Genomic DNA, 533 nt, shown 5'->3' on the forward strand with positions numbered 1-533 from the left:
CCTGCTGCGGAACTCGTTCCGCTATGCCGCCCGCCAGGACTGGGACAAGATCGCCAAGCTCCTCAAGCCCGTCTACACCGCTCCCACCGAGGAGGCCGCCCTGGACCGGTTCGCCGAGTTCGCCGACGCCTGGGGCAGGAAGTATCCGGCCATCGTGAAGCTGTGGGAGAACGCGTGGGAGGAGTTCACCCCGTTCCTGCGGTTCGACACCGAGATCCGCCGCATCGTCTGCACGACGAACGCGATCGAGTCGGTCAACGCCCGCATCCGCCGGGCGGTCAAGGCCCGCGGACACTTCCCGAACGAGCAGGCCGCCCTGAAGTGTGTCTACATGGCCATCATGTCACTCGACCCCACCGGCAAGGGCCAGGCCCGCTGGACCATGCGATGGAAGACCGCGCTGAACGCCTTCGACATCACCTTCGACGGCCGCCTGTCGGCGGCCCGTCACTAACCCCAACTACCCCAGTTACACCGCTCGCTTGACAGACCCGACCGACACCGACGGCACCAGCCACCTCCACAAGAGACCC

Annotated in this window: 1 protein-coding gene; it reads left to right on the plus strand. The window is 66.4% G+C overall.

Annotation, left to right across the window (positions count from 1 at the left end; all coding sequences use genetic code 11):
- Positions 1-454: transposase (locus tag OF819_RS29065; protein WP_267246639.1), on the plus strand; the 454-nt coding region annotated here is incomplete at its 5' end.
- Positions 455-533 lie beyond the last annotated feature (79 nt).

Source organism: Streptomyces sp. PR69 (assembly GCF_026420845.1).
Classification (GTDB): Bacteria; Actinomycetota; Actinomycetes; order Streptomycetales; family Streptomycetaceae; genus Streptomyces.